20 protein-coding genes are annotated in these 26,014 nt (G+C 72.8%); 6 read left to right on the top strand and 14 right to left on the bottom strand.

Annotated features, from left to right (window positions below):
- Positions 1 to 358: 358 nt before the first annotated feature.
- The 3 genes from OG896_RS40180 to OG896_RS40170 are packed head-to-tail and all read right to left on the bottom strand — an operon-like array spanning position 359 to position 4,062.
- Entirely contained in the window at positions 359 to 1,543 is a 1,185-nt protein-coding gene (locus tag OG896_RS40180) for a bifunctional 2-methylcitrate synthase/citrate synthase (RefSeq protein WP_329373523.1), read from the bottom strand.
- A 33-nt stretch (positions 1,544 to 1,576) separates the two neighbouring features.
- Positions 1,577 to 2,482, bottom strand: a complete 906-nt coding sequence (gene prpB / locus OG896_RS40175; RefSeq protein ID WP_329373521.1) for a methylisocitrate lyase — start codon at positions 2,480 to 2,482, stop codon at positions 1,577 to 1,579.
- Positions 2,482 to 4,062: an MmgE/PrpD family protein gene (locus OG896_RS40170; protein WP_329373519.1), complete on the bottom strand. Its 1,581-nt coding sequence runs from the start codon at positions 4,060 to 4,062 to the stop codon at positions 2,482 to 2,484. The genes prpB and OG896_RS40170 overlap by 1 nt, the downstream gene beginning before the upstream one ends.
- 318 nt (positions 4,063 to 4,380) lie before the next feature.
- On the opposite strand from OG896_RS40170, the gene OG896_RS40165 reads away from it, so the two are divergent.
- Positions 4,381 to 5,838, top strand: coding sequence for a short-chain fatty acyl-CoA regulator family protein (locus tag OG896_RS40165; protein ID WP_329373518.1), 1,458 nt, complete (start codon positions 4,381 to 4,383; stop codon positions 5,836 to 5,838).
- Positions 5,839 to 5,899: 61 nt separating this feature from the next.
- Here OG896_RS40165 and OG896_RS40160 read toward each other — a convergent pair whose 3' ends face one another.
- A complete protein-coding gene (locus tag OG896_RS40160; RefSeq protein ID WP_329373516.1) occupies positions 5,900 to 6,340 on the bottom strand; it encodes a hypothetical protein in 441 nt (146 codons plus the stop codon).
- A 264-nt stretch (positions 6,341 to 6,604) separates the two neighbouring features.
- Here OG896_RS40160 and OG896_RS40155 point away from each other — a divergent pair, with 264 nt between their 5' ends.
- Entirely contained in the window at positions 6,605 to 7,129 is a 525-nt protein-coding gene (locus OG896_RS40155) for a hypothetical protein (RefSeq protein ID WP_329373514.1), read from the top strand.
- Here OG896_RS40155 and OG896_RS40150 read toward each other — a convergent pair.
- From OG896_RS40150 to OG896_RS40120, 7 genes are all read right to left on the bottom strand, one after another.
- Complete coding sequence (locus OG896_RS40150; protein WP_329373512.1) at positions 7,113 to 8,603, bottom strand: mannitol dehydrogenase family protein; 1,491 nt, start codon at positions 8,601 to 8,603, stop codon at positions 7,113 to 7,115. The two genes, OG896_RS40155 and OG896_RS40150, sit on opposite strands and share 17 nt — an antisense overlap.
- Positions 8,604 to 10,175 (bottom strand): UxaA family hydrolase, encoded by a 1,572-nt coding sequence (locus OG896_RS40145; RefSeq protein ID WP_329373511.1) that lies wholly within the window; start codon positions 10,173 to 10,175, stop codon positions 8,604 to 8,606.
- Between the two features lie 13 nt (positions 10,176 to 10,188).
- The gene (locus tag OG896_RS40140) at positions 10,189 to 11,262 is read right to left on the bottom strand and encodes an ABC transporter ATP-binding protein (RefSeq protein ID WP_329373509.1); all 1,074 of its coding nucleotides are present in this window, start codon (positions 11,260 to 11,262) and stop codon (positions 10,189 to 10,191) included.
- Between the two features lie 59 nt (positions 11,263 to 11,321).
- Positions 11,322 to 12,341: an ABC transporter ATP-binding protein gene (locus OG896_RS40135; protein ID WP_329373507.1), complete on the bottom strand. Its 1,020-nt coding sequence runs from the start codon at positions 12,339 to 12,341 to the stop codon at positions 11,322 to 11,324.
- A complete protein-coding gene (locus tag OG896_RS40130; protein ID WP_329373505.1) occupies positions 12,338 to 13,327 on the bottom strand; it encodes an ABC transporter permease in 990 nt (329 codons plus the stop codon). Before OG896_RS40130 ends, OG896_RS40135 begins: the two co-directional genes overlap by 4 nt.
- Complete coding sequence (locus OG896_RS40125; protein WP_329374583.1) at positions 13,324 to 14,322, bottom strand: ABC transporter permease; 999 nt, start codon at positions 14,320 to 14,322, stop codon at positions 13,324 to 13,326. Before OG896_RS40125 ends, OG896_RS40130 begins: the two co-directional genes overlap by 4 nt.
- 83 nt (positions 14,323 to 14,405) lie before the next feature.
- Positions 14,406 to 16,028 carry an ABC transporter substrate-binding protein gene (locus OG896_RS40120; RefSeq protein WP_329373503.1) on the bottom strand — a complete coding sequence of 541 codons (1,623 nt, stop codon included), beginning with the start codon at positions 16,026 to 16,028 and terminating at the stop codon, positions 14,406 to 14,408.
- 201 nt (positions 16,029 to 16,229) lie between these two features.
- Here OG896_RS40120 and OG896_RS40115 point away from each other — a divergent pair, with 201 nt between their 5' ends.
- Entirely contained in the window at positions 16,230 to 17,237 is a 1,008-nt protein-coding gene (locus tag OG896_RS40115; protein WP_329373501.1) for a LacI family DNA-binding transcriptional regulator, read from the top strand.
- 110 nt (positions 17,238 to 17,347) lie between these two features.
- On the opposite strand, the gene OG896_RS40110 is transcribed toward OG896_RS40115, so the two are convergent.
- Complete coding sequence (locus tag OG896_RS40110) at positions 17,348 to 18,643, bottom strand: putative glycoside hydrolase (protein ID WP_329373499.1); 1,296 nt, start codon at positions 18,641 to 18,643, stop codon at positions 17,348 to 17,350.
- 44 nt (positions 18,644 to 18,687) lie between these two features.
- Complete coding sequence (locus tag OG896_RS40105) at positions 18,688 to 19,893, bottom strand: putative glycoside hydrolase (RefSeq protein ID WP_329373497.1); 1,206 nt, start codon at positions 19,891 to 19,893, stop codon at positions 18,688 to 18,690.
- Between the two features lie 192 nt (positions 19,894 to 20,085).
- Between OG896_RS40105 and OG896_RS40100 the strand changes: the two genes are divergently transcribed.
- Positions 20,086 to 22,149, top strand: coding sequence for a GDSL-type esterase/lipase family protein (locus OG896_RS40100; protein ID WP_329373496.1), 2,064 nt, complete (start codon positions 20,086 to 20,088; stop codon positions 22,147 to 22,149).
- Positions 22,150 to 22,353: 204 nt separating this feature from the next.
- Here OG896_RS40100 and OG896_RS40095 read toward each other — a convergent pair whose 3' ends face one another.
- A complete protein-coding gene (locus OG896_RS40095; RefSeq protein WP_329373495.1) occupies positions 22,354 to 23,151 on the bottom strand; it encodes a glucosamine-6-phosphate deaminase in 798 nt (265 codons plus the stop codon).
- Between the two features lie 195 nt (positions 23,152 to 23,346).
- Between OG896_RS40095 and OG896_RS40090 the strand changes: the two genes are divergently transcribed.
- Both OG896_RS40090 and OG896_RS40085 read left to right on the top strand, forming a co-directional pair.
- Positions 23,347 to 24,495 (top strand): N-acetylglucosamine-6-phosphate deacetylase, encoded by a 1,149-nt coding sequence (locus OG896_RS40090; protein ID WP_329373493.1) that lies wholly within the window; start codon positions 23,347 to 23,349, stop codon positions 24,493 to 24,495.
- Between the two features lie 278 nt (positions 24,496 to 24,773).
- A complete protein-coding gene (locus OG896_RS40085) occupies positions 24,774 to 25,922 on the top strand; it encodes an aminoglycoside phosphotransferase (protein WP_329373491.1) in 1,149 nt (382 codons plus the stop codon).
- Positions 25,923 to 26,014: the final 92 nt, after the last annotated feature.

Raw genomic sequence — 26,014 nt, 5'->3', positions numbered from 1 at the left:
GTGGAGGTATCGCAGGTGGCTGCGGCGGAAGCGACGGCCAGGGCGGCGTGGTAGCCGACGGCGGGTGCGGCGGGTGGGGCGGCCGGGGTGGCGGCGGGGTAGCGGCGGGCGGCTGGGAGGGGAAGGGCGGCGGAGGTGGGGGCGGCGCACCGGTCTCGTCCCGCGCACCGGACTCCGGCTGCTGCCCGTGGCCATCCGTCACAGCGACACCCCCAGTTGCTTCCGCCGACCCTGGAATCCGGGTACTCCACGTTACCGACGGAAGCACCCCTGGGGATGAACTTCCTTATGTTTCAGTTGACGACTTGAGTGACGACTCGGCCGATCCGGCGGGGGCTGCCCCCGTCGTCGTGCCCGGTCAGGATGCGCTCGGGACGGGGCGCTGGGGGCGGCCGTCGTAGGAGGCGAGGGGGCGGATCAGCGCGTTGTGGGCGAGCTGTTCGGTGATGTGGGCGGTCCAGCCGGTGATGCGGCTCATCACGAAGATCGGGGTGAAGGCCGGGATGTCGAAGTCCATGAGGTGGTAGGCGAGTCCGGCCGGGTAGTCCAGGTTGGGGTGGATGCCCTTGCGGTCGGCCATGGCCTGCCGCAGCGCGGCGTGCAGGGCGGCCAGGCGCGCGGCTTCGGGGTCGGTGGTGCGGGCGACGAGGCGGTCGGTGGCCTCCTGCATGATCGGGACGCGCGAGTCGCCGCGCTTGTAGACGCGGTGGCCGAATCCCATGATCTTGCGCTTCGAGGCCAGGGCGTCGTCGAGCCAGGCCCCCGCGCGCTGCGGGTCGCCGATCTCGTTGAGCATGCGCATCACCGCTTCGTTGGCGCCGCCGTGCAGCGGCCCCTTGAGGGCGCCGATGGCCGCGGTGACCGCGCTGTAGAGGTCGGAGAGCGTGGAGGTGACGACGCGGGCGGTGAACGTCGAGGCGTTGAAGCTGTGTTCGGCGTAGAGGATGAGGGAGATCTCGAAGCATCGGACCACTTCCGGCTCCGGTACCCGGCCGAAGCACATGTGGAAGAAGTTCTCGGCGTAGTCGAGAGCCGGGTCGGGCTGGATCGGGTCGAGGCCGCGGCGCCTGCGGTGGTCGGCGGCGACCACGGTCGGCAGTTTCGCCAGCAGGGCCAGGGACTTGGCGCGGTTGGCGGCCGGGCTGCCGTCGTCCTCGGTGGGGTCCTCGGCACCGAAGAAGCTGACGGCGGTGCGCAGGACGTCCATGGGATGGCAGGTCTCGGGCAGCCGGAGCAGGAGTTCGGCGGTGGTGCGGTCCAGCGGGCGCAGGGCACGCTCGCGGGCCCGGAACTCGCGCAGTTGCGCGCTGTCGGGCAGATCGCCGTACCAGAGCAGGTGGGCGACCTCTTCGAAGGAGCGGTTCGCGGCAAGGTCCTGGACCGGATAGCCGCGGTAGGTCAGGGAGTTCGTCTCCTGGATGACCGTGGAGATCTCGGTGGTGTCGACGACGACACCGGCGAGACCGCGGTGGATGTCCGGGACCGCGGACGAGGTCGCGGGCGGCGTCGCGGGCGGTGTCGCGGGCGGTGCGGTGCGGGGCATGGGGCCTCCAACGAGAGTGCGGCCGGGCGGGGTTCAGGTGCCGGGCGGGAGGGTGAAGTCGAAGACGGCCGAGTCGAAGGCCGTGTAGTCCTCGTAGCCGAGGACTTCGTAGAGCCGGGAGCGGGTCTGCATGCGGGGCAGCAGGGACTCCTGGGTGCCCTCGGCGGCCAGCGTGCGCAGGCCGTCCTCGATGGCGCCGCTCGCGAGGCGGAAGAGGGTGACCGGGTAGAGGGCGATGTTGTACCCGAGGTTCTCCAAAGTGGCCGCGGTCAGCAGCGGGCCCTTGCCGAACTCGGTCATGTTGGCGAGCAGCGGCACGTCGAGGGCTTCGCGGAACGCGGCGAACTCCGCCTCGCCGGCGAGGGCTTCGGGGAAGATCGCGTCGGCGCCGGCGTCGACGTACGCCTTCGCCCGGTCGATCGCCGCCTGGATGCCCTCGACGCCACGGGCGTCGGTACGGGCCATCAGCAGGAAGTCGCCGTCCCGCCGGGCGTCGGCGGCGGCCCGTACCCGCTGCACCATCTCCTCGCGCGTCACCAGTGTCTTGCCGTCGAGGTGGCCGCAGCGCTTGACGCTGATCTGGTCCTCCAGGTGCATTCCGGCCAGGCCCGCGTCCTCGAAGAGCTGGATGGTGCGGGCGGCGTTGACCGGCGCGCCGAATCCGGTGTCGGCGTCGATCAGCACCGGCAGGTCGGTGACGCGGGTGACCTGCTGGGCGCGGGCGGCGACTTCGGTCGAGGCGGTCAGGCCGATGTCGGGCAGGCACAGTTCGGCGGCAAGCACAGCGCCGGAGAGGTAGACCGCTTCGAAGCCGTGTTCCTCGATCAGCTTCGCCGAGTAGGGGTTGATCGCGCCCGGCATCCGCAGCAGCCGCCCGGAGGCGAGGTGCTGCCGCAGCGCGCGGCGGCGCTGGGCGGGTGTGGTGCGGGTGTGCAGCATCAGAACAGGCCCTTCGGGAGCCGCGCGTCGTAGGCGGCGACCGCGTCCGTGTCGACCGCCGGGAACAGGCCGGTCAGCGCGGCGCTGTCCAGATCGGCGAGCCGGCCGGCGGCGTCCAGGAACGCCTCCTGCGCGCCCGGCGTGGCCACGCCCTCGGTGAGAGCGCGGAACTTGCCCGTGTAGCCGGCCCGGTCGAAGGGGCGGGCGCCGGCGGGATGGGCGTCGGCGACGGCGAGTTCGTCCTCGATCACCGTGCCGTCGGTGAGCGTGATCACCACCCGCCCGCCGAACGCCCGGCGCTGCGGGTCGGGGTCGTGGTAGCGGCGGGTCCAGGCCGGGTCCTCCACCGTGGAGACCTTCTGCCACAGTTCGACCGTCTCCGGCCGCCGGGCGCGCTCGGGCGCGTACGAGCGCTCGTGGTGCCAGGTGCCGTCCTCCAGGGCGACCGCGAAGATGTACGGCACGGAGTGGTCGAGGGTCTCGCGGCTGGCGTGCGGGTCGTACTTCTGCGGGTCGCCGGAACCGGAGCCGATCACCTGGTGGGTGTGGTGGCTGGTGTGCAGCACGACGCCGGCCACGTCCCTCGTCGAGCCGATCCGCTCCCGCAGCCGGCGGGCGAGGTCGATGACCGCCTGGGCCTGGTACTCGGCCGAGTGCTCCTTGGTGTAGGTGTCGAGGATCGCCCGGCGCGCCTCGCCGGGCTCCGGCAGGGACACCGTGTACGAGGCCTTGGGCCCGTCGAGCATCCAGGCGAGGAAGCCGTCCTCGCCCTCGTAGATCGGGGAAGGGGCGCCCTCGCCGCGCATCGCCCGGTCCACCGCCTCGATCGCGGCCTTGCCGGCGAAGGCCGGCGCGAACGCCTTCCAGCTGGAGATCTCGCCCTTGCGGGACTGCCGGGTCGCGGTCGTGGTGTGCACCGCCTGCCCGACCGCCTGGGACACGACGCCGGCCGGCAGCCGCAGCATCGCGCCGAGGCCGCAGGCGGTGGCGGCGCTGAGGTGCGCCACGTGGTCGATGCGGTGGGCGTGCAGGCAGATGCCCTTCACCAGGGCGACGTGGATCTCGTAGGCGACGACGATCCCGCGCAGCAGGTCGGCGCCGGAGCGTCCGGTGTGCTGGGCGACCGCGAGCAGCGGCGGGATGTTGTCGCCGGGGTGGGAGTACTCAGCGGCGAGGTAGGTGTCGTGGAAGTCCAGCTCGCGCACCGCTGTGCTGTTCGCCCACGCCGCCCACTCGGGTGACACCCGCCGGCCCGGGTCGGTGCCGAAGACGCAGGCGCCGGGCGCCGCCGAACGCGCTGCCGCCCCTGTTCCGGCCGCCGCAGCCGCTGCCGCCCCCGTTCCGGCCACCGGGTGCGCGGCCGCCTGGGACCTGGCCACCGCAACCGGGCGGCGGCGCAGGGACGCGACCGCGACCGACGCGTTGTCGATCACCCGGTTGACGGCCATGGCCGCGGCTGCCGGGTCCAGGTCGGCGGTCTCCTGGGTGCCGGTCGCGACGGAGGCCAGCTTCCAGGCGAGCTGCTCCTCGCGCGGCAACCGGTCGGCGCTGGGATGGACACGTACCTGATGGTCGATCACGGGACTCCTCACGGTGTTCGTCGGACGGGACCGGCGACGCCCGGGAACTCGCTCGTCCGGCGCGGTCCCGTCGGCCTCCACCGCCGAGCATTCACCCGGCCCGCGGTCCGGGCGAGCGCTCCACATTGCTGAATCCGTACAGCCGCACCTTGCGGATCTGCGAATTCTGCGAAATGTGCGGATGGTATCTTCACAAGGACGACGGGGACGACGGGGACGACGGGGACGACGGGGACGACGGGGACGACGGGGACGACGGGGACGGCGCAGCGGCACCCGGCACGCGTCCGCCGCGGCGGAGAAGCGGGCGGAGGGCACATGGCGCGAACGGCCGGACGGAAGATCTACGCGCACGCCAAGCTGCGGCGGCTGCGTGCCGAGCGCGGCATGAACCAGGTCGAACTGGCCCGCGCGCTGGGCATCTCGACCAGCTACCTCAACCAGATCGAGCACAGCCAGCGGCCGCTGACCGCCCCTGTGCTGCTGCGGATCGCCGAAGTCCTGGGCGTGGAGCCGGAGTTCTTCTCCGAAGCCGCCGAGGAGCGGCTCGGCACCGACCTGCGGACCGCGCTCGGCGACGAGGCCACCGATGTGTCCGTCCCCGCCGAGGAGGTCGCCGAGGTCGTGCGCGACCATCCGGAGGTGGCCCGCGCCCTGGTGGCCCTGCACCGCCGCTACCGGGACGCAGCGGAACAGGTCGCCGCCCTCGCCTCCGCCGACGCCCCCGCCTCATGGATCAGCACCCTGCCGCCGGCCGAACCCCACGACGAGGTCCGGGACTTCTTCTACGCGCACCACAACCACTTCGGGCAACTCGACAGTGCGGCCGAACGCGCCGCCCGATCCTGGGGGCTGGACTCGGCGCGTACGGCGGCGGACGTCCTGCGCCGGCGTCTGGCCGAGCGCCATCACGTCACGGTCGTGCAGGCGACCCGCCGGCGGTCGGCGGACGTGCGGCACTTCGACGCGGCCCGCGGCCTGCTGATCCTCTCGCCGTGGCTGACCGACGGCAGGCAGGCGTTCCAACTCGCCACGCAGATCGCGCTGCTCGAACACCGCCCGCTGCTCGACACCCTCATCGACTCCGCCGACCTCACCTCCCCTCAATCCGAGGACCTGGCCCTGATCGGACTGGCCAACTACTTCGCCGGTGCGCTGCTGATGCCGTACACGGCGTTCCGCGCGGCCGCCGAGGAGGTGCGGTACGACATCGAACTGCTCCAAGCACGCTTCGGCGTCGGCTTCGAGACCGTCTGCCACCGGCTCAGCACCCTGCAACGCTCAGGAAACCGCGCCCGCGGAGTGCCGTTCTCCTTCCTCCGCGTCGACCGGGCCGGGAACGTCTCCAAACGCCAGTCCGCCACCGACTTCCACTTCTCCCGCTTCGGCGGCACCTGCCCGCTGTGGACGGTCTACGCGGCGTTCTCCTCCCCCGGCCGCATCCTCACCCAGGTCGCCGAAATGCCCGACGGCAAACGCTACTTCTGGGTCGCCCGCACCGTCTCCCGAGGCGGCGCGGGACACCACGCGCCCCGCGCCGAATTCGCCGTCGCCCTGGGATGCGAGCTACGCCACGCCCACCGGCTGGTCTACGCCGAAGGCATCGCGCTGGACGATCCGCGTGCCGCGACCCCCATCGGACTCGGCTGCCGGATCTGCGAACGCCGCGACTGCGCCCAACGCGCCAGGCCGCCGGCCGGCGGCCGGCTCGCGGTCGACCCCGACCGCCGCACCTACGTCCCCTACCCCGTGGAAAGCTCCGACAGCGCCACCTGACACCGCGAGGGGACGATCTCCGCTTCGCGGTCCTCGCCGTCGCGTCCCGGGTGGGGAGCCCTCAGTAACCGCTGGAGCCGAAGTCGTTCTTGTGGGCCTGGTAGTGAGCGTCGTTCGCGGCGATGACCCGGTCGACGGCCTTGGCCACGTCGCTCTTCTCCGGGGGCTGCCGACGCCGGTCGCTCGCCGGCGCCCCGAACGTCGGCCCCGAACTCCGGCGCCGGCTGCGGGCATTGCGCAGCTCGTCCCACTTGTGTGTCGGCCACCACCAGTCGGTGTTGTCCCAACGCCCCGGCACGCGGACGCGATGGTCGTGCCACTGGAACGGGCGCATCGCGGTGACGCGTCCGTCCGAGGCCATCCGTCGCAGCACCTCGCGGACGGCGTCGGCGGATGTCCTCCCGGCAGCCGGGGCGTCCGCGGCCAGGCCCCGCTCGACGTCGATCGCCGCCGCGATCGCGTCGGCCGACGCGGGTGTCTCCAGCGCCAACACGACGCGCACCACGACGTGTTGCGCGGGCCGATACCGCGGCTGCCGCACCACGGGGTCATCCGGTACCGCCTGCTGCGCGCGAGGCCGCAACCACCTCGGCATCCTCATGGCCCCTCCCCCTCCGGCGAGTCGACACCACTGCGTACCAGCGTAGCCCGCGCGTCTCACCCGGGGCCGTGTCCGCATGCCCAGGAATCAACCCTGACCCGTCGTCGAGGGGGACACTGGTCTCGTACGCACGGCAGCGCCGGCGTGCCGGGGGAAGGGGAGACGATGACTCGGGGAACGCGTGCGGACGAGGCCGACCGCGAGGCACTGGCGCGCGCACGGCGGGCGGCCGAAGAGCACCGCCTGGGCGGCCACGTCCTGACAGAGCAACTCGGCAGTCGTACCGGTGGACTCGGATGCGCCTCGACGGCACTGGCGGTCCCCCTGACGGTGGTGGGTATCGGCTTGCTCCTCGGCCCCTACCCCACGACGGCCCGTACGATCGCGGCCGTGCTCCTCGTCTGCGCGGTGGCGATCCCCGTCATCGGCATCCGGGCCGAAGGCCGGCTCCACCACCGCGACACACGGCTGCACATCTTCGACCACGGCCTCGTGGTCACCAGGTCCGGCCACCACGCCCTGTGCGCCTGGCCGGACCTCCGCATCGAGGAGCGCACGGAGCACGGGACGTACGGCAGCGGCGGACAGCGGTTCACCGCGCACTGGCTCCACCTGTCCGCCCACGGCGACCCCCTGTGCCGGCTCAACACCCGAAGCCCCGCCGCCCGGCACGTCACCACCGGGCACTGACGCCGCGGGCAGCGGCTCGGGCGCCGTCCGCGGTCAGCAGGGTCAGTGCCTCGGTCAGCAGGGCCACGACCACCGGATCGGCGACCAGGTCCGGGCCGAAGACCTCGGTGACCGCGAGGAGCCGGCCGACGACCTGGCCGGCCGAGGTGCAGCCCTGGACGGCGGTGCGCAGCTCGGGGGCGAGCGGGTCGTCCAGGTCGCGCGGGGCCCCGGTGTCGGTGCGGTCGGTCCACACCCAGCGCATCCAGGCCGCCACGGCGAACGCGGTGCGGCGCGGCTCGACACCGGCGGCCCGGCAGGCACGGATCGTGGCGAGCAGCCGCTGCGGGAGCTTCTGCGAACCGTCCATCGCCACCTGCGCCGTGCGGTGCCGCAGCGCGGGGTTGGCGAAGCGCCGCAGCACCCCGTCCGCGTACTCCCGCAGGTCCATACCGGCCGGCGCGTCGAGGGTCGGGATCACCTCCTCGGCCAGCATCCGCTCGACCAGGCCGGCGAAGCCGTCGTCGGCCACGGCCGCCGCGACACTCGTGTCGCCGGCCAGCGCGCCCAGGTAGGCCAGCGCCGAGTGGGCGCCGTTGAGCATGCGGAGCTTGACCTGCTCGTAGGGGTGGACGTCCGCGGTCAGTTGCGCGCCGACCGCCTCCCATGCCGGGCGCGGGCCGGCGAAGTCGTCCTCGATCACCCACTGGCGGAACGGTTCGGTGACCACGACACCGGCGTCCTCCACGCCCAGCAGCGCGGCCACCCGCTCCCGGTCGGCCTCGGTCGTGGCCGGCACGATCCGGTCCACGACGCCGCTGGGGAACCGGACCTGGGCGGCGATCCACGCCTGCAACCCGGCCGCCTCGGCGGCAGGCAGCAGGTCGACGAACTCCGCGACCAGGCCGCGCAGCGTGGCCCCGTTGCGGGGCAGGTTGTCGCAGCTCAGTACGGTCATCGGACCGGCGTCCGCGCGCATCCGTGCCTGCAGGCCCCGCACCAGCAGGCCCAGCGCGCTGCCCGGCCGGGACCGCGCCACGTCGGCCCGGACCCGGGCGTCCGCCCGCAGCAGCCGGCCGGTCGCGGGGTCGTGGCAGTAGCCCTTCTCCGTGACGGTCAGCGTGGTCACGTGCACCGCCGGGTCCGCGATCCGCGCCAGGACCTCGCCGGCCCGCTCCCCGGCGAACAGCACCTCCCGCACCACGCCGGACACCCGCGCGGACGCCCCCGCGCCGCTGTCGGCCAGCACCGTGTACAGCCCGTCCTGCGGGGCGAGCCGGTCGACCACCGCGGCGCTGCGCATGGTGACCCCGCAGATGCCCCACGGGCCGCCGGCCTCGACGATCGCGTCCTCGGTGAACGCGGCCTGGTGCGCGCGGTGGAACGCGCCGAGGCCGAGGTGGACGACGCCGGTCCGCAGGCCGCGCGGGTCCACCGGGGGCCGCAGCCGCCGGGGAAGGGTGTCCAGGGTGCGCAGGCTGAGTCGCTCGGCCACCTACATCACCGCGCCGAGCTGCCAGGGCGCGAACTCGTTGTCGCCGAAGCCGAGGCGTTCGCTGGCGGTCTCCTCGCCGGAGGCGACGTCGATCACCGCGTCGTAGATGCGGCGGCCGACCTCCTCGACGGTCACCGACCCGCCGACGATCCCGCCGCAGTCGAGGTCCATGTCGTCGGGCATCCGCCGGTACAGGTCGCTGGTGGTGGCCAACTTCAGGCAGGGCACGGGCTTGCAGCCGAACACCGATCCGCGGCCGGTGGTGAAGCAGAGCACGTTGGCCCCGCCGGCGACCATCCCGGTGACCGACACCGGGTCGTATCCCGGGGTGTCCATGAACACCAGGCCCGGGGTGCGCACCGGTTCAGCGTACTCGTACACGCCCGCGAGCGGCGCCTGGCCGCCCTTCGCCACCGCGCCCAAAGACTTCTCCAGGATCGTGGTGAGGCCACCGGCCTTGTTGCCCGGCGAGGGGTTGTTGTCCATGCTGGCGTCGTTCGCCGCCGTGTACCGCTCCCACCATTGGATTCGGTCGTACAGGCGCTGTGCGACCTCGGGTGTGGCGGCGCGGCGCGCCAGCAGGTGCTCGGCGCCGTAGATCTCCGGTGTCTCGCCGAGCACCGACACCCCGCCGGCGGCCACCAGCAGGTCGGACGCGACGCCGAGCGCGGGGTTGGCCGAGATGCCCGAGAAGCCGTCCGACCCGCCGCACTGGAGGCCCAGGACGAGCTCGGAGACCGGCAGCGGCTCGCGGCGGACCGCGTTCACCTCGGGCAGCAGCGCGCGGACCTGGGCGACGCCGTCGCGGACCGCCGCCCGGGTGCCGCCCGCGGCCTGGATCGTGAGCATCTGCGCGGAGCCGACGCCGTCGCGCGCGAAGCGGTCGGTCAGGTCGGCGACCGCGTTGACCTCGCAGCCGAGGCCGACCACGATGACGGCGGCGAAGTTCGGGTGCGCCGCGTATCCGCTGAGGGTGCGGCGCAGCATCTCCATGCCGCTGCCGTCGGGTGTCATCCCGCAACCGGTCGGGTGGGTCAGCGCCACGACGCCGTCGACGTTCGGGTGGTCGGCGAGCAGTCCGGAGCGGGTGACCTGGTCGGCGACCAGCCGGGCCACGGTGGCCGAGCAGTTCACCGAGGACAGGACGCCGATGTAGTTGCGCGTGGCGGCCCGGCCCTCGGCGCGGCGGTACCCGTCGAAGGTGAGCCGCAGGCCCGCGGGCAGTTCCGGCAGCCGGGCCACCAGGTCCGCGCCGGCCGCGTCGCGGGCGAGCGAGCCGATCCGGAGGTTGTGGGCGTGGACGTGCTCGCCACGGCCGACCGGGCGGCTGGTGACGCCGATCACCTGGCCGTACTTGCGGACCGCCGCGCCCGCCGGCAGGTCCCGCACCGCGATCTTGTGCCCGTGCGGCACCGGGTCGGCGACGGTCAACTCCAGTGCGTCCAGGGTCAGTCCGGGGTCGAGGGTGCGGAGTGCGACGGCGACGTCGTCGTCCGGGTGCAGTCGCAGCACCGCCGGTGCAGGGCCCGGGCCCGCGGTGGTGGTGCCGGTGGTGGCGCCTGTCGTGTTCATCGGCCTTCCTCGGTCATCGGTAGAGCCAGCAGCGGGCCCAGTGGCCGGAGCCGACGTCGATCGGTTCCGGCAGCTGCTCGGCGCAGATCGGCTGGGCGTGCGGGCAGCGGGCGCGGAACGGGCAGCCGGCCGCTTCGGTGGTGTTCAGGTCGGGCTCCCGCGCCGCGTCCAGGCGGTCGGCGCCGGTGACCGTTCCCGTGCCGGAAGCACCCGGCGCCCCATCGGTACCGTCGGCGCCGGCCGAGCCGTTCGTACCGTTCGTGCCGCCGGCGCGCAGGCGGTCCGGGTCGGGCGAGGCGGCGAGGAGCAGTTGCGTGTACGGGTGCCGGGCGTGCTGGGTGACCGCCTCGGCCGGGCCGCCTTCCACGAGTTGCCCGCTGTACATCACCAGGATGTCGTTCGCGACGTGACGGGCGCTCGCGATGTCGTGGGTGATGTAGAGCATCGCCAGGCCGTCGCGGTCCCGCAGTTCGGTGAGCAGGTTGAGGACGTCCAGACGGATCGAGACGTCCAGCATCGACACCGGCTCGTCTCCCAGCAGGACCGACGGGTCGGCCGCGAGCGCCCGCGCGATGGCGGCGCGCTGCCGCTGCCCGCCGGACAGTTCGTGCGGGTACTTGTCGATGAACTCGCCGCCCGGGGTGAGGTTGACGCGTTCCAGCAGCTCGACGATCCGCGCGTCGAGCTCGGCCGCCGGCAGCCCGCGGAAGTTCCGCAGCGGCCGCGACAGGATGTACCGCAGCCGGTGCAGGCGGTTCAGCGACGCGAACGGGTCCTGCATGATCATCTGCACCTCGCCGAAGTGCCGCCGCCGGTCCCGCCCGCGTGCGGCGTCGACCACCCGGCCCTCGAAGCGGATCTCGCCCGCCGTCGGCCGGTCGCCCAGCGCCAGCAGCCGGGCCAGCGTGCTCTTGCCCGAGCCGCTCTGCCCGACGAGCGCGAGGATCTGCCCGCGCCGCAGGGCCAGATCGACCCCTTCCACGGCGCGTACCACCTGGCCCCGGCGCCGCCCGTGCACCGGGATGTGCCGGGTGAGGCCCACGGCTTCGAGGATCGGGGCCGCCGGGCCGGGCGTGTCGCTGGTCATGGCTGCTCCTGTGCCCTCGGCCGGCCGGGTGGGGCGACCGGACGAACTCGCCGGTTCGGTCATGCGCGCTCCTGGATGTCGGTGGCCCTCGCGGCGGGCCCTGCCGGCGGCGGGGCCAGCAGGCAGGCGGCGCCGTGGCCGTCGAGGGTGAGCAGGGGCGGCCGGGTCGTCTCGCACCCCGCTTCCCGCTGCGGGCAGCGCGGATGGAACGCGCAGCCGGCCGGCAGGTCCCACAGGTCCGGCGCCGACCCGCCGATGGCCCGCACCGTTCGCTTCGGGCCGTGCAGGGTCGGCGAGGAGTCCCGCAGTCCGCGGGTGTACGGGTGCAGGGGCGCGCGGTGGATGGTGGCGGCGGTGCCCGTCTCGACCACCCGGCCCGCGTACATGATCATGATGCGGTCGGCCAGCTCGACGAGCAGCGACAGGTCGTGGGTGATGAAGACGATCGCGAACCCGAACCGTGCCTGCAACTCCTGGAGCCGTCCCAGGATCTGACGCTGCATCACGACGTCGACCGCCGTCGTCGGCTCGTCCATCACGATGATCTCCGGGTCGCACGCCAGCGCGAGCGCGATCGCCGCGCGCTGCCGCATCCCGCCGGAGAACTCGTGCGGGTAGCCGCGCGCCCGCTCCCCGGGGATGCCGACCAGCTCCAGCAGTTCCGCCGCGCGCTGCCAGGCCTGCCGGCGGCTCATCCGCCGGTGGGCGCGCAGCACGTCGACGAACTGGGCGCCGACCCGCATCACCGGGTTCAGCGCGGTCATCGCGCTCTGGAAGACGACGGCGATCCGGTCCCACCGCAGCGCGCGCAACTGCCGGGAGGACGCGCCGATCAGGTCCACCGGCGCCCCGCCGCTCGGGTGGTAGCGGACCTGCCCGCCGATGACCCGGGCGGGTGGCCGGTCGAGCCGGGTGACCGCGGTCATCAGTGTCGACTTACCGCTGCCGCTCTCCCCCGCGACGCCGAGGATCTCGCCGCGGTGGAGCCGGAAGCTGATGTCGTCGACGGCCAGGGCCGACCGGCCGGTTCCGTAGGCGACCGCGAGGCCGTCCACGTCGAGTACCAGGTCCGCGGTCATCGCGCCTTCTCCGGGGTGAGGCCGCCGGTACGGCGGGAACGGCCTGCGGCGGACCCGGTGCCGGCCCGGGCGCGCAGTCGGGGGTCGGCGAGTTCGTCCACGCCGAAGTTGATCAGCCCGGCGGCCGTGCCGACCAGGGCGATGCACAGGCCGGGTGGCAGGAACCACCACCAGGCGCCGCTCTGCAGCGCGCCCTGCGACTGGACCCAGTACAGCATCGTGCCCCAGCTGACCGTGCCCGCGTGGCCCGCGCCGATGAAGTCCAGTCCCGCCTCCGCCGCGATCGAGCCGACCACGGAGAACAGGAAGGTGGACGCGATGACCGGCGCGAGATGCGGGACCACCTCGATCAGCAGGACCCGCGCCCGGGACTCCCCGGAGTAGGTGGCCGCGGTCACGAAGTCCCGGCCGCGCAAGGACAGCGTCTGCGCGCGCTTCGCCCGCGCCCCGCCGGCCCAGCTGGTCAGGCCGATGATGACCGCGACGGTCAGCCAGCCGCCCCGACCGCGGGTGTAGCCGGCGACGAGGATCAGCAGCGGCAGTCCGGGGATGACCAGGAAGATGTTGACGAACGCGGTCAGGCCCGCGCCGGAGCGCCCGGTGCTGTAGCCGCTCAGCACGCCGAGCAGCACGGCGAGGACGGTGGCGATGGTGCCGCCGACCAGCCCCACCAGCAGGGATGTCCGCGTCCCGGCCACGAGTTGGGCCAGTACGTCCTGCCCGGAGGAGGTGGTGCCGAGCCAGTGCCCGCCGGACGGTGGTTCCAGGGTGCCGCCGGCGTGCAGCCGGGTCGGCGACTGGCCGAGGACGTGGCCGACGAGCAGCGGCCCGAACGCGGCGACCAGCACGAGCGCCAGCAGGATGAACAGCCCGCACCGCACCTTCCGGTTCGCGGGCAGGCGGACCGGGAGCCGGCGGACGCGGGCGGGGTCGCGGCGGACACGGGCGGGGTCGCGGCGGACACGGGCGGGGAGTCGACGGGTCATGACGCCGCCTCACGGGTACGGGGATCGAGCAGGACGTACAGGCAGTCCATGACGAAGTTGGCCACCAGGACCGTCATGGAGATCACCAGGAACAGCGCCTGCATCAGCGGGTAGTCGAGGTTGAGGATCGCCTGGTTCAACAGGCTGCCGAGCCCTGGGTAGTTGAACACCATCTCGGTCAGCAGCGAGCCGCCGACGACCAGCCCGATCGACACGGCGAAGCTGCTGATGCTGGGCAGCACCGCGTTGCGCGCCGCGTACGCGGTGACCACCCGAGTCTCGGACAGCCCCTTGGCCCGCGCGAGCAGGACGTAGTCCTCGTTCACCACCGAGGCCATCATGTTGCGCATGTGGATCAGCCAGCCGCTGATCGAGGTGAGCACGATGGTCGCCGCCGGGAGTAGCGCGTGGGTGAGCGCGCTGTTGACGAACGTCGCGTTGAAGCCCGGGGCGAGGTCGGGCCCGGCGCCGCCGGACAGCGGGAACCAGTCGAGCCGGAAGGCGAAGACGTACACCAGGATCAGGGCCGCCCAGAAGTACGGCAGGGAGTGCACGAAGATCGACAGCGGGCTGATGACCGAGTCGAGCCAGCCGCCGGGCCGCCGTCCGGCCAGCGCGCCCAGGGCCGTGCCGACGACGAACGCGATCACCGTCGAGACGCCGAGCAGCAGCACCGACCACAGGAATCCCGAACGCACCACCGTCGACACCGGGGTCGGGTAGAACGCGAGCGACAGACCGAAGTCGCCGTGGAACAGGCCGCCGAGGTAGGAGAGGTACTGCCGCCACAGCGGCTCGCTGTTGGCGCCGCCGAACAGCCGGTGGACCAGTTGCACCCGGTCGGGGGTGACCGGTCCGAGCTCGGACATCTTCAGCAGGATCGCCGCCGCCGGGTCACCCGGCATCAGCCGCGGCAACAGGAAGTTCAACGTCGCCGCCGCCCACCCCGCCACCACGTAGAACCCGACCCGCTTGAGCAGGACGCTGCCCCAGATCCGCCGGATCGCGCTGCCGGAGGCGCGGCCGCGGGCCGTGTGCGCCGCCGGGACCGCCGGGGCCAATGTCACGCCGCCCACGGCTACTTCTCGGCGTTCGCGGGCCGCAGCGACAGGAACAGCTTCTGCGCGTAGACGCCGCTCACCGCGCCGGGGTCCGGCGTCGTGTAGGGGTTCTTCTCGGTGGGCCAGCCGACGTACCGCGTCGTGGAGTACATGTACGGGGTGCCCTTGACCACGACCGGGATCGTGGGCACCTGCTCGGTCATGATCTTCTCCAGGGCCTGCGTGGCCTGTGTCTGGCCGGCCGGGTCCGCCTTCGCCAGGGCGTCCAGCGCGGAGCCGGTGGCCGGGTCCTTCCAGCCGATGATGCTCTGCGTGCTGTCCGGCGAGAGCATGCTCCAGTAGAAGTTGTAGAGGTTGGCGCCATAGGTGAAGGCGTCACCGAAGACCGCGTCGAAGTTGTGCTTGCCCTCGTCGGCGACGTACGCGCTCGGCGCCTCGCCGGGCACGCTCGCCTTGATGCCCAGTTGCGACAGCTGGTCGGCCAGTTCCTGCCCGTAGGCCATCGCGTCGGCGAAGGTGCTGACGGTCAGGATGCCGAGCGTCAACTGCTTGCCGTGGGCGTCGACCAGGCGTCCGCCCTTGAGGTGGTAGCCGGCCTCGGCCAGTTCGCCCAGTGCGGCCTGCCGGTTCCGGGTGAGCGGTTCCCTGTCCGCGGCCGGGATCACCGAGCCCCAGTTCTGCACGGTCAGGCCGGTCGGCCCGACGGCCTGGTAGACGCCGGGGTTGTAGGCGTTGGCGATCGCGCTCCGGTCCAGGGCCAGCGCGATGCCCTTGCGCACATGCACGTTGTCGAACGGCGCGCGCCGCAGGTTGAGCAGCAGCGGCTTCATGCTCGCGCGGATCGGCCAGAGGTGGTTGTGCGCCGGGTCCTTGTCGAGGTACTGGGACTTCATGTTCGGGATGCCCGCGTAGGACAGGTCCACCTCGTGGCGCACCATCTGCTGGGCCAGCAGGTTGGTGCTGCTGGTGGTCACGTAGTTGATCTGCTTCACCGGGACGGCCTGCCGCCAGTAGTCGGTGCGGGCCTTGAAGCTCACCTGCTGGCCGGTGACGCGTCCCAGGGTGTAGGGGCCGCTGCCCATCGGGGCACGGTTGATGTACGTGTCGGGGTTCCGGGTCGCCCACAGCTTGCGCGGGACGACCGCCACCCGGCCGATCTGCTGGATCTGGGAGTAGCCGGGGGCGGAGAAGTCCAGCCTCACTCCGTCGCCCTCGGCGACGGCGGTGGTCAGCGGCAGGGCGAGCAGCTTGTGCGCCTTCATGTACGTGAAGGTGAACACGACGTCGTCCGCGGTCAGCCGGCTGCCGTCCGACCACTTCGCGCGGGAGTCCAGCGACAGGTGCACCGAACGGCCGCCGGCGTCCCAGGTGTACCTGGTCGCCAGGCCCGGCATGAACTGGTTCCTGTCGGCGGTGTTGAAGTCGAAGAGCTGCTCGTAGATCAGGCCCGTCGTGCCGCGCAGCGCGTTGGGCGAGAACGGGTTGAAGTTCGCCTGCAACGTCGGCTGGGAGTACGCGGCGACGGTGAGCGCCGAGGAACCGGAGCCGGCTTCCTCGCCGGATGTACAGGCCGCCGTGCCGACGCCCAGCACCGCTATGGCGGAGACGATCGACGCGACGGTGCGCGTTCTTGCCAACACTCTGCCTCCTCTCGTCTTTCACCAGGCCGGATGCCCGTGGGAGGGAGCGATCTCGGCCGGAATGCAACGCATGCTGCCAACGATTGCAGCAACTGTCAATGCAATGTGCAGCAACAAGGAGCGGACCTCAGCGCGGATGACAACAAGCGATTGCAGTACACTGGCAGGCCCAGTAGAGAGCTCACCAGCGGAGGGGCCCCCATGACCGTGACCCTCGCGGACGTCGCGGACGCCTGCAATCTGTCGACCTCGACCGTGTCGCGCGCGCTGTCCGATCCGGGCAAGGTCAACGCCGCGACCCGCAGCCGGATCGAGCGGGTGGCGCGGGAGATGGGCTACGTCCCGAACCGGGTGGCCCGTTCCCTGGTGTCCGGGCGGACCGACACCATCGGGCTGGTCGTCCCCGACATCGCCAACCCGTTCTTCCCGCCGGTCATCAAGGCCGTGCAGGCGCGCGCCCGGGACAAGGGGTACTCGGTGCTGCTCGCCGACACCGACGAGCACGCCGCCGACGAGATCGATCGCGCGCGCAGCCTCGGCAAGCAGGCCGACGGGCTGATCCTCGCCTCGCCGCGCACGTCGCTGGAAGGGCTGCACCAGTTCGCCGGCGGCGGGCCGGTGGTGTTCGCCAACCGGGAGGTGCCGGGAGCCTCCAGCGTGGTGATCGACGAGGCCGAGGGGATGGCGCAGGCCGTCGAGCATCTGGTCGGCCTCGGCCATCGCCGCATCTGCTACCTGTCGGGGCCGCGCCGCTCGTGGTCGAACAAGCAGCGCCATGACGCGGTCGTGGCGGCCAGCAAGGAGTTCGGCGCCGACCTGCTGGAACTCGGCCCGTTCGAGCCGCAGATGCAGGCCGGGATGCGCGCGGCCGACGTGCTGCAGTCCGCCGGGGCGACGGCGGCCATCGCCTACGACGACCTGATCGCGCTCGGGGTGATGGCCCGGCTCAGCGAGCAGGGCATGACGGTCGGCCGCGAGGTGAGCGTCATCGGCATCGACGACAGCCCGATGTCGCAGACGGCCTACCCCATGCTCACCTCGATCCACGTCCCCGGTGTGGAACTCGGCACGACCGCGGTGGACCTGCTGCTCGCGCAGATCCGGGAGGCCGACGGCGACGAGCCGGCCGACGGCGCGGCTCCCGGCACCGCGCTCCGGCTGGAGACGCGACTGGTCATCCGCGGGTCGACCGGCCTGCCGGTCGGCTGACCGGGGCTCCGCCGGAACCGGTTCCGGCGGCACGGGCCCTGACCGCACGTCACGCTGCCGGCCCGCCTCAGGGCGGGCCGGCAGCGGCATCGAGCGGAGATCGGCGGCGCTCAGCGGACCGGGCTCAGCACCAGCCCGGTGTTCGGGGGCACGCTGATCCGGCCCGAGTAGCGGACGCCGTGCAGGTCCGCCCAGGTGCCGGGCAGCCGCAGGTGCCGCGTGACGGTGCTCGACGGGTTCACGACGGTCAGGCCCTGCTGGTAGCGGCGCAGCCACAGTCCGGTCCCGTGCCCGATCGGACCGGTGACCGGCTTCCCGAGGTCCACGTCCAGCTCGGGGATGTCGTTGTACTGGGCGTAGTCCTTCAGCCCGGTCATCACCATCATGGTCGGCTGCTCCCGGTACAGCAGGTAGTTGGCCACCACCCACTGGCGCTGCTCCCCCGACGCCTGGTCCCAGGTGTCGGTCGGCAGCTTGTTGTCGATCACCATCGACTTGCACCGGAACTCGCGGATCAGGTCGTACATCATCAGCCACTCGTCGTCCGTGACGTTCTCGGTCCGGTGGACGGTGAAGCCCTGCTCGTTGAGCCAGATGTCGGAGGTGGCGATGGCCTTGCGGGTCGCCGCCAGCCAGGCGGCCGTCTTGTCCTGGCTCGCGTCGTGCAGGCTGGCGTTGAAGGTGATGTTGAACGCGCCGGCGGCGCCGCGGGCGTGCAGTCCCCTGGACAGGGCGGACAGCCAGTCGTTGACGTAGCCGAAGAACGTCGCGTCGTCCGGGTCAGCGCTGAACTGCTGGACCCAGGTACCGCTGTCGTCGTAGTGGCCGCTCATCCCGAAGTCGTTGCGCAGGCCGATGTTGTCCACCGCGATCACCCGGTAGCCGGCGGCGATCGCGGGGTCGACGATGGTGGTGAAGTACCACTGCCGCACCTCGGGGTTGCCCATGTCCAGCGGGGTGTAGACGTGGTTGCCGAACTCCCACGCCGGTGTCGTGCGGTCCGCGGTGTACTCGATCCAGGACGGGTGGTTCGCGAGGAACCAGTCGTAGGTGTACGTACGCTGCGGGGCGTTGCGGAAGCCCGTCGCGTAGGAGCTGCCGACCACTCCGGCCGGCTGCTGCGCGACGAGCGACCCCCAGACGAAGTAGACGTGGCCGGCGTAGGCGGTGGGGTCGGTGACGCTGCGGTCGAAGACCTGCGCCTGCGCGACGCCGTGGTCCGGGGGGTCGGGAAAGGTCAGGCCCGCGGCCGGCGCCGGGCATCCGGCGGCGCCGGACGCCGGTACGGCCGATGCGGGGGACGCGGCCGGTGCCGGGGGCGCGGCGGATGCGGTTTCCGACACGCCGCCGGCCGCCGCTGCGAGCAGCCCGGCGATGACGGTCGCGAGTATGCGTCTGCGTTTCACGCGTGTTCCTTTTCTGTTGGTGCTCCGCGGAGGCGGGCGTCCGGTCAGGAGGGGCCGGCCAGGACGGTGCCGGAGTTGGGTTGCAGCACGATCTGGCCGGTGTGGGCGGTGCCGCGCAGGTCGGTCCAGGTGCCGGCCGGCAGGGCGGTGGTCGTCGCCTGCGTCGAGGAGGGGTTCACCAGCGCGAGCCCGCCGGTGTAGGAGCGTGCCCGCGCTCCGCCGGCGTCCGCGTACGGCGCGGCGGCGGGCGCCCCGATGTCGGTGTGCAGTTCGGGCCGGTCGAGGAAGACGTGGTACTGCTGGTCACCGCAGAGCGCGAGCATGCTCCGCTGCTCGCGGTACAGCAGGTAGTTGGCGATCACCCAGTCGACCTGGGCGGTGCTCGCGTCCGCGAGGTCGGCGGTCGCGGTCTGGTTGATCGAGACGTACGCGGTGCTCGGCGCGACCTGCCGTACGAAGTCGAACCGGTCCTGCCACGCCTGGTCGTTGTAGTTCTCCACCCGGTGTGCGGTGAAGCCCTGCTCGTCGACGTAGACGTCGACCAGGCCGACCGCCTGCAGCATGTCGGCGGTCTTCACCGACGCGTTCCAGGTGATGTTGGCCGCGATGCCGGCGCCGGCGGCGTGCAGCCGCCCGGCCAGGTGGTCCAGCCAGTCCAGCACGGCGGCCGCCCAGACGTCGTCCACCCGCGCCCCGCTGTACTGCTGCACCCAGGCGCCGGTCGCGTCGAAGTGCCCGCAGCTGCCGTAGCCGTTGAACGTCACGACGTTGTCGAAGCCGACGAGCGGATAGCCGGCGTCGATCAGCGGCTGGACGTAGGTGTCGTAGTAGTAGGTGCGGACGGCCGGGTTGGTGAAGTCGATCGGCAGGTAGGTGGTGTTGCCGAACTCGTAGGCCGGCGTGGCCTGATCGGCCTGGTAGACCACCCAGTCGGGGTGGTTGGCCTGGTACCAGGCCAGGTCGTGGCCGCGGTCGTAGTCGCGGAAGGCCGGCAGGTAGCCGCACGGGACGGCCCCGGCCGGCTGGGCGAGGCTACTCGCGCCCCAGACGAAGTAGGTCAGTCCCGCGTAGACCGTGCGGTCCGGGATCTGGTTGTCGAAGATCTGCGCGCGGGCGATTCCGGAGCCGGGCGGGTCCGGGAGCACCGGGCCGGCCGCCGCCGCGGCGGAGGCGGTCCCGGGCGGCTCGAAGGCCATCGCGGCCGCGGCCGCCGCCAGCGTCGAACCGGCCAGGAACGTCCGGCGGGTCATGCCCCGCCCGGTTCCGACATTGCGTCCACCACTCATACCGTGCCCCTTCAGGAGGGTCCTGCATACGCTTGCCGAGTTGTCACGGAAAGTCGCGGGAGACCAGCAGGGAGCCGGTCGCCTCGCTGATGTGACGGCAAGTTAAATCACTGCAAACGATTGTTGCAATAGCTGCACGCGGCTAAACTGCGCGGCGTGACGGCTCACCACGCACCCGCCCCGCCCCCATCCGGCAGCAGCGCGGCGGCTCTGGCCGCCCTGCTCACGGCCGATCGACCACTCACCTGGGTGACCGCCGGCGACAGCGTCGCGCAGGGCGCCCGCTGGACCGCCGGCGAACGCGACTACGCACAGATCCTGGAAGAGCGGGTCCGCTACGAACTCGCCCGCCATCGCGACGTGTTCGCGCGCACCGCGGTCAGCGGTTGGCGGGCCCGCGACGTCGCCGACACGCTCGCCCGCATCACCCGCCTGGCACCCGACGTCGTCTCCCTGGGTGTCGGTCTCAACGACGCGAAGCTCGGCCCCGACCACCTCGCGGACTTCTCCCGCACCCTGCGTGAGGTCATCGCGCGGCTGCGGTCGGCCGGTGCCCTGGTCCTCCTCCAGCTGCCCAACCCCGTGCGCCCGGACGCGCCGCCCGAGCAGATCGCCCCCCTGCCCGACTTCGTCGAGGCGATGCGGGAGGCGGGTCAGGCCACCGGCAGCGTGGTCGTGGACCACTACACGCCGTGGCTGCGCGCCGGCGACGGGTGGGCGCCCGCGCGGTGGATGGGCGACAGCACCCACCCCAACGGCCGCGGCCACCGGGTCATGGCCGGCGCGATCCTGCGCGCCGCCGGCGCCTGGGACGACGCCAGCGAATGCTGCGCGCTCGGCACGGCCGCGACTCCCCGACCCGTCCCCGCATCGCGGGACCAGAAAGGACCTCCTGTGACCACAAGGCGCTATGCGGTCTGCGGCCTGTCCAACCGCGGCCTGGCGGCGTTCGTGCATCCGCTGATGGGACTGACCGGCGGCCGCCTGGACGGCGTCCTCGGCTACGGCGGCGCCGGCGACGACCTGTCCGGCCACGGCACGGTGGTGGCGCTGGTCGACAGCGACCGGCAGCGGGTCGAGGAGTTCAACGGCCAACTGCGGGCCGCCGGGGTCGGCGAGCTGCCGTTCCACTCCCCCGACGGATTCGACCGGATGCTCGGCGAACTCGCCCCCGACGCGGTCATCGTCGCCTCCCCCGACCACACGCACGAGGCGTACATCGTCGCCGCCCTCGCCCGCGGCGTCGACGTGATCACCGAGAAGCCGATGGTCAGCACGGCCGCGGCGGCCCGGTCGGTGCTCCGCGCGGAGAGCGCGAGCAGCGCCCGGGTGAAGGTCACCCACAACCTGCGGTACGCCCGCACCCACCGGGTGATCAAGCGGATGATCCTCGACGGCTCGATCGGCTCCGTGACCCGGGTGACGCTGGACTACCACGTGGACCTGCGGCACGGCGCGAGCTACTTCTCCCGCTGGAACCGGCAGCGCGCCCACGGCGGCCTGGCCGTCCACAAGTGCTGCCACCACTTCGACCTCGTCAGCTGGCTGGTCGGCCAGGAGCCCCTGGAGATCTTCGGCTACGGCGCCCTCAACTACTACGGGCCGCGCAGCCCGCACCGCCCGCAGCAGGCCACGGCGTCCGGGCAGCCCGAACCCGACCCCTACCTGCGGGAGTTGCGCGCCACCGGCCAGCTCACCGACGACGGCGGCCAGGAGCCGCGGACCGGACTGTTCGGCCTGCACTACGCCGAGCAGTACCCGGCCGACCGCCCGATGTACATCTACGACGACGAGATCGACATCGAGGACACCTACAGCGCCGTGGTGAGTTACGCGGGCGGCGCGTCCCTCGCGTACTCGATCGACTTCTCCAGCACGTGGGAGGGGTACCGGCTCGGGATCAGCGGCACGCACGGCTCGATCGAGATGCTGCACGGGCGCGGGCTCGACGGAGAGCCGCTGCCGGGCAGCGACACGGTCGTGCTGGCGCCGCTGTTCGGGGAGCGGTCGACGGTGCACGTGGACGCGCCGAGGGGCGAGCACGCCGGGGCCGATCCGGAGATGCGCCGTGACCTGTTCGTCGAACAGAGCGCCGAGTCAAGGGAGTTGGGGCTGGCCGCCAGCAGCCTGGAGGGCGCGTGGGCGGTGGCCCTGGGCGAGGGGCTGTGGCGCTCGGTCGTCGAGCACCGGCCGGTCGGCGTCAAGGAACTGCTCGACTGAGCGGTCGCGGCGCAGGTCGGGCCGGCCCGCCCGGCCCGACCTGCGCCGCGACGCGCGGTGCCCGGCGCGCCGACGGTGGGAGTTCGTCAGCGTGCCGAGCACCTGGGGGTCCTGCCTGCCGGCGCCGCGCCGCGCTGCAACGGATCACCGGATCACCGGATCACCGAGTCACCTGGCCGCGGCACCTGCCGTACGCCTGTCGCCCTATCCCGCGGCGGCGAGTGAGTCGATGACCTCCTTCGACTCGGCCGCCGACTCCGCGTCGAGGAACAGGCGGGCACGGGGGGTGCGGCGCAGGATCGTGGACGGCCAGTCCGTCGTCGGGTCCAGCGTCAGGGTGCTCCGCACCGCCTGCGCCTTGCGGGCCTCGGGCGCGGCGACCTGCACGGTCCCCGCCGCCAGCAGCGCCGGGATGGTCAGCGAGATCGCGGTCGCGGGCACCGTGGAGCGGTCGGGGAAGTGTCCCTCGCCGATCTGCTGGTCGATCGAGCGGGTGGTCAGCCGGACGACCCGCGCCCATCGCGGGTCCTCGAAGTCGGCCTCGCCTGGCTCGTTGAACGCCAGGTGGCCGTTCTCCCCGATGCCCATGCAGGTGAGGTCGATCGGCGCCTCGCGGAGCAGCGCCTCGTAGCGGGCGCACTCGGCCTCGACGTCGCCGGCCATGCCGTCGATGTACTCGACCCCGGCCGGCTGGAACGGCTCGGCGATCCGCTCGCGTATCCACCGGCGGAACGAGGCGGGGTGCTGGTCGTCGACGCCGATGTATTCGTCCATGTGGAACACGGTGATCCTGCTCCACGGAATGTCCTGGGCCGGCAGCGCGGCGACGAAGGCGAGTTGCGAGTTGCCGGTCGCCATGATCACGCGCGCCGAGCCCCGCTGATCGACCGCCTGTCGCAGCACGTCGGCGGTGTGCCGGGCGGCGGCTGCCGCCATCTCGGCGGTGGTCGGGTGAATCTCCACCGGCAGGCTGCCGGCGCGGACGAGTCGAGCCGTGGTCAAGGGTTCCTCCTCGGAACGGGGTGCGGGCACCGCAAGGTTAGCAATCGCTTGCAGCAATGTCACTCCATCCATCCGCGAGGTCACCGGCGTCCGCGTCGAGTGCCCGCAGGAACCCGTTGAATCAGGAGGCCGATACCCACTACATTGCTGCAACAATTGCAGTGCGCCGCTCACCCACCCCTGAATCGAGGAACGATGACGCAGACACTCGAGGGCTTCGGCCCGGAAGGCGTGCCTCTGCGGGTGCGGTTCTCGCCGGCCGGCATCGAGGAGGTCAGCCGGATCGGCAGCGCGCCCGACCTGCTGCTCGCACCCGGCCTGATCGACATCCAGCTCAACGGCTTCGGCGGAGTGGACGTCAACGACACCGACGGGGACCGGTCGCTCGCCGAACTCCCGCCGCTGCTGTGGGCGCACGGCGTGACGACCTTCTGTCCGACGGTCATCTCCGGGTCGCGCGAGCGCGTCGCCCGCCTGCTGACCCGCGTCACCGAGGCACGTGCGGCCAACGCCGACTTCGCCGCCTGCGTGCCCGGCATCCACCTGGAGGGTCCCTACCTCTCCGCGCACGACGGCTACCGGGGCGCCCACGACCCCGATGTCCTGCGGGACCCGGACATCGCCGAGTTCACGGAGTGGCAGCGGGCCGCGGACGGCCTGATCAGGATCGTCACCCTGGCTCCCGAACGCGCGGGGGCCGAGGAGTTCACCCGGTACGTGACGCGGCGCGGGGTGACCGCGTCCATCGGGCACTCGGCCGCCTCCGCGGCGGACGTCGAGTCCTTCTGCCGGGCCGGCGGCCGGCTCTCGACCCATCTCGGCAACGGGCTCCCGGCGACCGTCGAGCGCCACGACAACGTGCTCTGGCCGCAGTTGGCGGCGTCCGGACTGTGGGCGACCTTCATCGCCGACGGCCACCACCTGCCGGCTCCGGTGCTCACCGCGCTCCTGCGCGCGAAGGGGCCCGGTCGCAGCGTCCTGGTCAGCGACGCCGTCACGGTCGCCGGCTGCCCGCCCGGCGACTACCGGACCGCGGTCGGCGGGAACGTCACGGTCGAGGACAGCGGCCGGGTCTCGCTGCGGGGAACGCCCTACCTCGCCGGCAGCGGCGCCTCGTTGGCCCAGTGCGTCAGGTGGGCCTGCGCCGGCGCCGGCCTGCCGACCGCCGATGCCGTCGCCATGGCCACCCGGCACCCGGCGGACCTGCTCGGCCTGGCCGACCGGGGCCGCCTGGCGGTCGGTGCGCGCGCCGACCTCGTCCAGTTCGAGCGCGACGGCGCCGGCCGGCCCGGCGCGGTCCGCACCACCGTCGCCGGCGGCGTCGTGCGCTACTCCGCCGCCTGAGGTCCGTCGCGTGCATCTCCGCGGCACCGGCCGCGCCGCCCGGCGCGCCACGCCACCACCGCCGGCCGCACCTCACCGCCGCCGGACCGCTCGCCGCGGTCACCGCCCGCTGCCGCGTACCGCGTTCCGGCTCCCGACGCCCAACTGCCCTGCCCTCCCTCCGCGTTCGGCGGCGCGATCAGCGACATCGGGCGCCGCGCACCTGGCAGGATGGCCACCGCGGGGTGCAGGTGCGCCGCACGCCTGACGACCGCCGCACACCTGGGAAGAGGGGCATCGTGCACAGCGCCGACCACCGCAGGGCCGATCCCGCATCGGGCGAGGAGGGCGCGGGAGCGGTCCTCGACGCTGGTGACGGCAGGACCGTGGTCACCTCGCCCCCGCCCTCCGTCCTCGGCGACGGCCCCGTGAGCGTGGAGTCGCTGCGGCACAACAAGGTGAACGCCGCCGTCTTCGGCATCTGGCGGGTGCGCGGTCCGCGACGATCGGCGGTGGTCAAGGTCGCCCGCCCGCCCGGCGTCGAGACGAGCAGGTACTGGCCCACCAGCGGCGACCCCGCGCACTGGAACTACTGGCGGCGCGAGGTGTCGGCCTACGAGTCGGGCCTGGCCGCCACGGCCTACCGCGACGCCGGCATCGTGGCACCGGAGCCGCTGAAGATCCACGCCCGTGCGGACGGCCTCGTCGAGGTGTGGCTCGCGGACGTCGAGGGCAGCGAGGGTTTCGCGTGGTCGGGGCCCCGGATCGCGCGCTTCGCCCGTGAGTTGGGCGCGGGCCAGGCCCGGTGGGCCGGCCGGGTGCCCGAGACCGCCTGGCTGTCGCGGGGATTCCTGGCGCAGTACCTGGCCGAGGGCCCGGCGCTGTCCGTGGACGTGCGGGACGCCGACTGGGACCACCCGAGCGTGCGGGTGTGGCCGGATCGGCTGCGGGCGGGGCTACGGCGGTTGTGGACCGGGCGGGAGCGGGTGCTCGCGGCGGCGCGGTCGGCGCCGCGCACCCTGTGCCACCTCGACGTGTGGCCCGCCAACCTCATCGACGACGCCGGCCGATCGACCCTGCTGGACTGGTCGTTCACCGGGGAGGGCGCGGTCGGTGAGGACCTGGCGAACCTGGTCCTGGACTCCTTCAGCGACGGGCTGATGGACATCGGCCTGCTGCCCGAGGTCGCGCAGGCCGCCACCGACGGCTACCTCGAAGGGCTGCGCGACGGCGGCTGGTCTGGTTCGGACGCCGATCTGCGCGGCGCCGTCGCGGCGTGCGGCGCGGCGAAGTACAGCTGGCTGGGCCCCGCCGTACTCGGCCGGGCCGTCCGCGACGACCTCGGCACGTCCTCCTACAACAGCGACGGGTCGGCCGCGGAGTCGGCCGCGCGCCTGACGCCGCTGCTCACCCTGATCGCCGAGTGGGCGGAGGCGGCGGGCAGTTGAGGCCCCGCTCGCTCCCCCGCCCCTCCGCCGTGCACGGCTCGCCGCGGGCCGCTTCGGCGGCCGCCACGATGCGGCGGGCGCGATGACCGGCC

The organism is Streptomyces sp. NBC_00669 (assembly GCF_036226785.1).
Taxonomy (GTDB): domain Bacteria; phylum Actinomycetota; class Actinomycetes; order Streptomycetales; family Streptomycetaceae; genus Actinacidiphila.
Note: the sequence above shows the minus strand (reverse complement) of the source record. Positions and strands in the feature narration are given on the sequence as shown.